The organism is Pseudomonas sp. 51_B (genome assembly GCF_017491595.1).
Classification (GTDB): domain Bacteria; phylum Pseudomonadota; class Gammaproteobacteria; order Pseudomonadales; family Pseudomonadaceae; genus Aquipseudomonas; species Aquipseudomonas promysalinigenes.
On sequence record NZ_JAFGYW010000629.1, the window covers coordinates 1 to 236 of the forward strand.

Consider the following 236-nt stretch of genomic DNA (forward strand, 5'->3'; position numbering starts at 1 on the left):
CCGCTGACCACAGGTAAGGCACCAGGATCATCGAGGTGGCGAGGTAGATCAGCGACAGGTAGGTACTGTTGGAGAACAGCGTGATGACCAGGAAGATCTGCACCATCGCGTTGGTCAGCCACAGCGCATTGGCAGGCACGTGGTTGGCGTTTTCCTTGGCCAGAAAGCGCGGCATGGTCTTGTCACGGGCCGTGGCAAAAAGAATTTCGGCGCACAACAATGCCCAGGACAGCAAG

The 236-nt window shown here is 57.6% G+C and carries 1 protein-coding gene; it reads right to left on the reverse strand.

Going from position 1 to position 236, the window contains the following annotated elements; all coding sequences use genetic code 11:
• Positions 1 to 236, reverse strand: a 236-nt coding sequence (locus J5M56_RS26490; RefSeq protein ID WP_207938249.1) for an amino acid permease, incomplete at both ends; no start/stop codon positions are given.